The following is a 7,973-nucleotide window of genomic DNA, read 5'->3' as shown; positions in this document are numbered from 1 at the left end:
GACTGACAAATAAAACTAAATCCCGGGTTTACCGGACAACAATGATAATTAATAAAATATTCTCAACTTTTTTCATGATTTTTAGTCACTTAATTATTGATGAACCGATAAAGACAAATTGATATGGGACACATGAACAATGCGTGGAGGCGTCGCCACTTGAGTAAACCGGCGTCTTTCGTGCTCATTTTAGGGCTAAGCGTATCTTTCGCTGCTACCGCACAGTGGCGGACACCCGAACAGCAACTGGAACCCGTAGTGGAGCAAATTGTCAAGGAAGCCAGTGAACATTCACAATTGAAACAACTCGCTCACGAATTACTCGACGTGGTGGGGCCGCGGTTAGTCGGCACGCCCCAAATGAAAAATGCGCACGACTGGGCAGTGGCCAAGTATGCCGATTGGGGCATTGAAGCCCGCTATGAAGAATTCGGCGAGTGGCGCGGCTGGGACCGCGGCATTTCACACATCGATATGGTTTATCCCCGGGTAAAGACCTTGGCCGGCACGCAGTTGGCTTGGAGCCCTACAACCGGCGGAAAAGCGGTCGAAGGCGAGGTCATCACATTACCTGAAGTAAAAGATTCACTGGCCTTCCAAGCATGGCTGCCCAGCGTGAAGGGAAAGTATGTGATGATCTCGATGTTACAGCCCACCGGGCGCCCCGATTACAATTGGGAAGCATACGGTAAGCCGGCATCTGTTGAAAAAATGAAAAACGAACGCGATTCGCTGACCGAAAGATGGCGTGAAAAAATCACGGCAACGGGTGTATCTGCCCGCTCCCTTCCCCGATTAATGGAGGAAGCGGGCGCCGCCGGGATACTCGAGTGCTATTGGTCTCGCGAGTTCGGCTCCAACAAAATATTCGGTGCCCGTACCACCACCATCCCGTCGCTCGACATTTCATTGGAAGATTACGGCGTACTCTATCGGCTGGCAGAAAACGGCCACAAACCACGGATTAAAGTAGAGACCGACTCCAAGCATTTGGGCACCGTACCCACATTTAATACGATAGCCGAAATCAAGGGCACGGAGAAGCCCGACGAGTACGTCATTCTTTCCGCCCACTTCGATTCGTGGGAAGGGGGCTCGGGTGCTACCGACAACGGTACCGGTACCATTACGATGATGGAGGTAGCACGTATCCTGAAAAAAGTGTACCCCAACCCCAAACGTACCATTCTCATCGGCCACTGGGGCAGCGAAGAACAGGGACTCAACGGCTCACGGGCATTTGTGTTGGACCATCCGGAGATTGTGCAAAACACACAGGCTGTCTTCAATCAGGACAACGGAACGGGACGGATCGCTAACCTCAACGGTTCAGGTTTCCTGCACGCGTACGATTTCATGGGGAGATGGATGGCTGCAGCACCACGGGAAATTACCCGCGACATCGAAACCGACTTCCCGGGTTCTCCCAGCGGCGGCGGGTCTGACCACGCCTCGTTCACCGCTGCAGGCATCCCCGCGTTCATGATGAGTTCACTCTCTTGGGGTTATGGAACGATCACCTGGCATACCAACCTCGACACGTACGACAAGCTGATCTTCGACGATCTGGAATCGAATGTGATCCTGATCGCTACACTTGCCTACAAAGCCAGTGAAGAACCTGCATTGGTCGATCGCGAAAAACGCATCATGCCATTGGGCAGGGACGGTAAGCCAAGCCAATGGCCGGTCATCCGCCAGCCGCGGCGCTCGGGAGTGGGGTATTAACCTCCTCCCTAGCCCGTCATGGGCTTCTTCGCCCACGCATACTCGACGAAATCGATACCTGAAAAATCGGGCTGGAAGGAATCGGCGCGGCTGATTTTCATCAGTAGTTCGAATGATTTCGGATAAGGGGCCTGCATCAGACTGCCGGAGGGGATATAAGGGAAAGAATCGAGGTATGTTTCCACTTTATTCGGCGACACCCGTCGGTGGATATATACACGGTGGATATCGTCGGGATGTTTAATCCCCGCAGCGCCCATGAGCTCACCAGCACTCTTCACGGTCTCGTGATGGAAGTTGGCTACGCGCACGCGTTTGTCAACGACGTCCAACCCTTTCACCAGCGCGGGGTCTTGTGTGGCTACACCGGTCGGGCAAGTGTTGGCATGGCATTGCAACGCTTGGATACACCCAAGGGCCATCATCATCCCACGCGCACTATTGCAGATGTCGGCACCGAGTGCAAAGTTCTTCACCAAATCGAATCCCGTTGCAATTTTCCCCGCAGCAATGATTTTAATGTGCCGTTTAAGTCCGAAACCTGTCAGGCAGTCGTATACAAACGCTAAAGCATCCCGCAACGGCATACCGACCGAATTGCTGAATTCCAATGGTGCAGCCCCTGTTCCGCCTTCACCCCCATCCACCGTGATAAAATCAGGCTGTATACCGGTTTCAACCATCGCTTTGCAAATCGCCACGAACTCGCTCCGGTGACCGATACACAGCTTGAATCCAATCGGCTTTCCCCCAGAAAGTTTACGCAACTGCTTGACAAACTGCAACAGTCCCACAGGCGTAGAGAACGCCCGGTGAAAAGGTGGTGAGTCGACTTCTTTCCCTACTTCCACTAAACGGATCCGGGCCACCTCCGGCGTAACTTTCACTGCAGGGAGGATGCCGCCATGGCCCGGCTTCGCGCCTTGCGAAAGCTTGATCTCAATCATTTTGACACTCGGGTGTACCGCTTTTTCGGCAAAGGTCTCAGGATCAAAATTACCGTTGGGGTGACGGCAGCCAAAATAGCCGGTACCGATTTGCCAGACCACATCGCCACCACCCTCCAAGTGATATTCGGTAAGCCCCCCCTCGCCTGTATTATGATAGAAGCCGCCGATCTTCGCACCTTCATTCAGCGCCATCACGGCATTCTTGCTCAACGATCCGTAACTCATCGCCGAGATATTGAACACACTGCTGGCGTAAGGCTGTTCGCAATATGGACCGCCCACGGTAACACGTGGGTGTTCGTTAATCTTGAAATAGTCGACCGCTGTGATGCTGTGGCTCAACCACTCGTAGTTATTGTCGTAAACATTCAGTTGGGTACCGAAGGGCGTGGTATCCAGCACTTTCTTGGACCGTTGATAGATCACGCTCCGGAACATCCGGCTGAACGGGCGGCCCGTGGTATCACTTTCCACAAAATATTGCTGTATCTCGGGACGTATGCTTTCAAAAAGATACCGCAACCGCCCAAATAGCGGGAAGTTACGCCGGATGGCCTGCTTGGTCTGCACCATATCCAACACGCCCATCACAATAAGGGGGATGACCACGACGAAGCTCCACCATACCGGTCGCCACCAAATGCCAACTAACCCGATAATGACAACCAGCCACACGGCCCCATAAATGAATTTTTTCCGCATCAACCAAAGTTGCGAAAATTTGTGCAGGAAATCAAACCGGAACAATCGGCGGCACAAACGTTAGTCGATCCCTCGCAGCAGAAATATCTGTAAAAAGCGGGCATCACCTTCCCCTACATACCGGTTGTAGGCAATGGCTTCGCCATTTGGCGACCAGTTCGGTGCACCAATTGGCTTCCCTTCATCCGTAAACCGATCGGTGATCCGATACGTATCGCCCGTTTCGAGCACGGTAACGAACAAACTGTTATCGGCAGGGTAAGCCACCCACCGCCCTGTTGGATCGATATTGAACGGCCCCGATACGGGAAACACATTTGTTGTTACCTGACGAATCGCCCCGGCGTTGGGCGATACGCCAAAAAGCTGTATAATGCCCTGTTCGTCTTCGGCCAAAAAACAAATCAGGCTCCCGTCGGGTGTGGTACGCAGCCAATGCCTGGGTCCTTCCACGCCGTTAGCCGTATGGGTAATCCGTCGTTGTGTCACACCTTGAAGGGTGCCGGGGCGGGTAGTAGCTGTGCCCTCCAGCGGCTGGTCATTCCTCGCCACGGTAGGGTCTGCGGGGAGATCGATGACAAAAACCTCCGTAAGGGTCTCCCCTCCTTCATTCCGTACATTGCCCTGAAAAGCAATGGCTTTGTGTTGCCATGATCCATCCGGTTTCTGATAACCGTTTTCGCCGATCCAGCATTCGTCAAATGCTTTATCGATCTCGTCGCTCCCGGACTTAGGACTTTCGGTCACACCGGTTATGATTACCGAATAATAAGCGCCATCATTGTTTTCCAAGGTGTCATCCTCCCCCACATCCACACGGCCCGGCACCATGATGCCCACGGTACGCAGATCGCGAATGGTCGTATCGGTTTTGGCCAACTGCTCTATCACGTAATCATTGTAGGTAAAGCTGATCCATTTGCCATCGCCGCTCCACGAGTGGGCATGAGTACCGCCCCGCAGCGCACCTCTGGTAAACGGAGGCGTGATGTCGCGCGCATCCATAAATATGGGTTCGCCGGGATGGGCGACATCCACCGCTACGCCCGTACGGCGCGTCATCCCATAAGGTCGTGATGCATCTGCGTTGCGGATACCGTGGATGAACAATACGCGGTCTGCCACCGGCGAAAAGGTAGCTGCCCCCACCCCTGGTCCGGCATTTGTTTGGTTTAGCGTTTCATACAGCACCCTGACTTCACCAGTCGCAGTGTTGACCATTTCAATACTTCCCGTGCTGCCGATCTGAGTATCGTCGTTCCGAGTATCATACACCACCCACAAGCCATCCCTTGAAAACACCTGTGTGTTGTGTATGGTGTGCCCCTGCGCGGCATGCGTAAGTTGGATTTCGGTAAAATTCATTCGAATAGATTCGCTGGGACTGCAAGCAGACAGACCGAATAAGAGGCCATACGCTACCGATTCAACCTGATTGGTCATTTTTATTCCTCGTCCCTTACCTTCCCAATTTCGATAAGAGCCATTCCCGAATCTTGGCCTGTTGTTCGGGGTATGTCCAATGACCGGTCTCCTGCACCAAATACAGCTCTTTCGGGGCTTGTATCGTATTATAAGCCGAATAGTATGACGTGGGCGGACAGGTTTCATCGTTATAGCCCCACGTGTAAAAACCCGGTACATTGACCGACCGTGCAAAATTGACGACATCATAATAAGCGGAGGTTCCGATTTTCTTTTCAGTTGCCATAAACGGTGCGTTGGATGTATTAAACATGTGCGGCCAGCCACCCGCGCGGCCGTGTAGGTAGCCTGTCAAATCACAAAGGGCCGGATATAGCGATACGAGGTACTTTATCCGATTGTCCAATGCGGCCGTGACGATGGATAGCGCCCCACCTTGGCTACCACCCCAAACCGCCAGGTTGTTGCCATCAAATTCAGCAAGCGAGTAAAGGTAATCAACCGCTCGCACACAGCCTAGGTACACTCTTTTATAATAATATTCATCGCGATCATCGAGGTTGAAAAACTGGTAACTTTTCAATGCTCCCGCCCGGAGGTCGTTATACAGGCCCGTTTCATAAATGACCGGAATACCGTGGATACCGATCTGCAGGGTAATTACCCCCTTTTCCGCCAAGTCAACAATACCATAGTACGGCCGTATCCCCGCTCCCGGAACTTGTAATACCGCAGGATATTCGCCAGGGGCCTTCGGTTTGGCAAGGATACCGTAAAGACGGCTACCGGTCTCATAGTTCTGGATATTCACCTGATACACATCTGCCTTCTCCGTACAACGCTCGGGCAGCAGGGTCAACTTGGCATCCATGGGGATGTTCGCTGCTTCTGCTTTTGCGGCATTCCAAAACTCCCAAAAATCGTCGGGCAGTTGCTGCGTTGGTTCAATGCTTTCCGGTGCATACCCGGCGGTAGCGAGGCCGCGGTAGGTGATCCCGTCTACCGAGATACGCGCTTCGCAGCGCAAGAACCCGGGGTCGCTCAGCTTGCCTTTCACTTGGGCCCTACCGTTTTTCAACATGATCGTTCCCTGATCGATTGGCGGCATTTTTTCAGGACCCAAGGTGTAGGAAACTTCCACGTCAGCCATCGGCACTTGGTGCTTTAACAGCTGTATGGTAAACGTTGCTTCCTCGCCAGGAGCGTATGTCCAGTCCGGCTTATCAGGCGACACCAGCACCTGTATGGGGTGTGGTGGTCGCGATTGGGCAGAAACAATCGGTGAGAAACAGCATAGCGCGCAAGCAAGTGCGATGATACGGATGAAGGAAAGTCTGTTCATGATAATTGAAAAATAATCGTAAGTAAATTTACCTTGGTAAGCGAAAGTACCATTTTTCGCACTCCCCCCATACAAATTCTTCAAAAACAATCACAACGTAACCTTCAAATACCGCTATCCCTCCGCTTACCAAGGCTTGCCTGTTCCCTGAATAATCCATGGCTTGGCCCACTGACTGTTTGCCTGATTCGAATAGGAAGTCTGTTCCAACCGATCGATGGCATCCTCTGCATTCTGCATGTTCGTGAAGACTTCCGCATCACCATAAATAAACCGCACAGGCAATACCGGTTGCGGCGAATTTGGGCCTGCGATTAATGCTGGCAATCCCGTTCTCCTGAAGTCCATCCATGCTTCGGTTGTTCCCGTCCAGCTAGCAACCCATTTCTGCGTCATAATCTGTTCCAGCGCGGTAGCGCTGTTATAGTGCACACCATCTTCGGCAATGAAGTTACCATATTGACCGTCAACTTTCCATGTTTGCAACGATTTCTGAATACCCTCATAATAATGTGTTTCAGCATTGGCTCCTACCGCCCATCCTTTCAGCGCCGCTTCGGCGAAGATAAAGCTTACTTCCGCGGCAGAAATAATCCGGGCCTTTAGCATATCTTGATCCGTATTATAGCGGTACAAATCAGACATTTGGGATACATGCTGGTTTTCTACCTCTTGACCCGGGGTCGGATTACCGTTATAGTAGTCGGGCAACCGGAGACCTACCGGAACACCAACATATAAACTGGTATTGAGTTGTGGGTCATCGGCCCCTTTCAATGCCGGGTTGAAATGCCGGGTAAATTTGTGTCCCGCAGCAATCTCCGCTTTCAGGGTAAGGTCCGGAAGGGACACCATCGATAGCCGCTCGCCGTCGCGGCGAATGGCATTATCCATATATTGTGTCAACGAACCATCAGCCACCCATTGCACGTGAACAGGTGCCCACCACACGGGCAGCCGGGGGTCATTTGTCGCCAGTAATTGGTCCATTAGTGTCTTAGCTGGCTTTCTCCTCCTAAAATTACTTCTGCCAGCATCATCGTTCATGAAATTATAGGGCCAGCCATTACTGGCTTGCGAGCCTACGTAGCTAATCGTCGCATCGTCAGTTGGCGAATCGATATACACCCCCGAACTGTATACCCTTTCTATAGTAGATTTGGCCAAATCCGGCAGTTTTCCCGAAATGCGCATCGCATAACGAAGCGCCAAGCTGTTGGCAAACTTGTGCCACCGCGCCGGATCACCACCATAATAGGTGTCATAACCCGCCAGATAGCCGGAGTTATCGCCTGTCGCAAACAGCTCGGCTGCTTGCTGCAGGTCGTCCAGTATACCCCGATAGATTGTCTCTTGGGAGTCAAATGCGGGCTCAAACAACGCCTCTTCTCCTTTCAGCGCATCGGTATATGGCGCATCGCCCCATAAATCGGTAATCATTCCAAAAACAAAAGCCTTCATCGTGTACGCCACACCTTGATGAAACACCTGATTGCTTTTCATCAGATAAGCATTATTCCGCAGCATCCCATAATAATTAGCCCAGTTTTCAGGTCCCCATTCATACGTATTGATACCGCCAAACCAACCGTCGTGTTGGATATGTTGCATCACTCCCGCCGTTACATCCCAGCCTTTGCTCAGGTAATCGGTCGCGGCTGTGGCAAGAACAGTGGGCATAATCATGTTTGGGTTCCCCACAGCGGGGTCAACCACATTCGGATCGATATTCGTTTCCGTTAATTGATCACTGCATGATGCCAAGCTAACAACCGCAAGTACAATTAATATTTTACGCATTTTTTTTAGTGTATCCATGATAATGA

5 protein-coding genes are annotated in these 7,973 nt (G+C 51.9%); 1 reads left to right on the top strand and 4 read right to left on the bottom strand.

Features of this window, described 5'->3' with window-relative positions:
• The first annotated feature begins 123 nt into the window (after positions 1-123).
• Entirely contained in the window at positions 124-1,728 is a 1,605-nt protein-coding gene (locus tag U9S71_RS20245) for a M20/M25/M40 family metallo-hydrolase (protein WP_326329684.1), read from the top strand.
• 8 nt (positions 1,729-1,736) lie between these two features.
• Here U9S71_RS20245 and U9S71_RS20240 read toward each other — a convergent pair whose 3' ends face one another.
• The 4 genes from U9S71_RS20240 to U9S71_RS20225 form a co-directional block, all read right to left on the bottom strand.
• Positions 1,737-3,380 (bottom strand): FMN-binding glutamate synthase family protein, encoded by a 1,644-nt coding sequence (locus U9S71_RS20240; RefSeq protein ID WP_326329683.1) that lies wholly within the window; start codon positions 3,378-3,380, stop codon positions 1,737-1,739.
• A 60-nt stretch (positions 3,381-3,440) separates the two neighbouring features.
• On the bottom strand, positions 3,441-4,823 hold the full coding sequence (locus U9S71_RS20235; RefSeq protein ID WP_326329682.1) for a DUF3748 domain-containing protein: 1,383 nt from the start codon (positions 4,821-4,823) through the stop codon (positions 3,441-3,443).
• A 16-nt stretch (positions 4,824-4,839) separates the two neighbouring features.
• The gene (locus U9S71_RS20230) at positions 4,840-6,147 is read right to left on the bottom strand and encodes an acetylxylan esterase (protein ID WP_326329680.1); all 1,308 of its coding nucleotides are present in this window, start codon (positions 6,145-6,147) and stop codon (positions 4,840-4,842) included.
• A gap of 126 nt (positions 6,148-6,273) precedes the next feature.
• On the bottom strand, positions 6,274-7,965 hold the full coding sequence (locus U9S71_RS20225) for a SusD/RagB family nutrient-binding outer membrane lipoprotein (protein WP_326329679.1): 1,692 nt from the start codon (positions 7,963-7,965) through the stop codon (positions 6,274-6,276).
• Positions 7,966-7,973 lie beyond the last annotated feature (8 nt).

Source organism: Parapedobacter flavus (genome assembly GCF_035818675.1).
Classification (GTDB): Bacteria; Bacteroidota; Bacteroidia; order Sphingobacteriales; family Sphingobacteriaceae; genus Parapedobacter; species Parapedobacter flavus.
The sequence above is the reverse complement of the archived record's forward strand: the minus strand, read 5'-3'. Positions and strand labels throughout refer to the sequence as shown.

Excerpts from the sequence above, each read along its gene's own strand:
- U9S71_RS20245 (WP_326329684.1), top strand. The coding sequence starts at position 124 with ATGGGACACATGAACAATGCGTGGAGGCGTCGCCACTTGAGTAAACCG.
- U9S71_RS20240 (WP_326329683.1), bottom strand. The coding sequence starts at position 3,380 with ATGCGGAAAAAATTCATTTATGGGGCCGTGTGGCTGGTTGTCATTATC.
- U9S71_RS20235 (WP_326329682.1), bottom strand. The coding sequence starts at position 4,823 with ATGACCAATCAGGTTGAATCGGTAGCGTATGGCCTCTTATTCGGTCTG.
- U9S71_RS20230 (WP_326329680.1), bottom strand. The coding sequence starts at position 6,147 with ATGAACAGACTTTCCTTCATCCGTATCATCGCACTTGCTTGCGCGCTA.
- U9S71_RS20225 (WP_326329679.1), bottom strand. The coding sequence starts at position 7,965 with ATGGATACACTAAAAAAAATGCGTAAAATATTAATTGTACTTGCGGTT.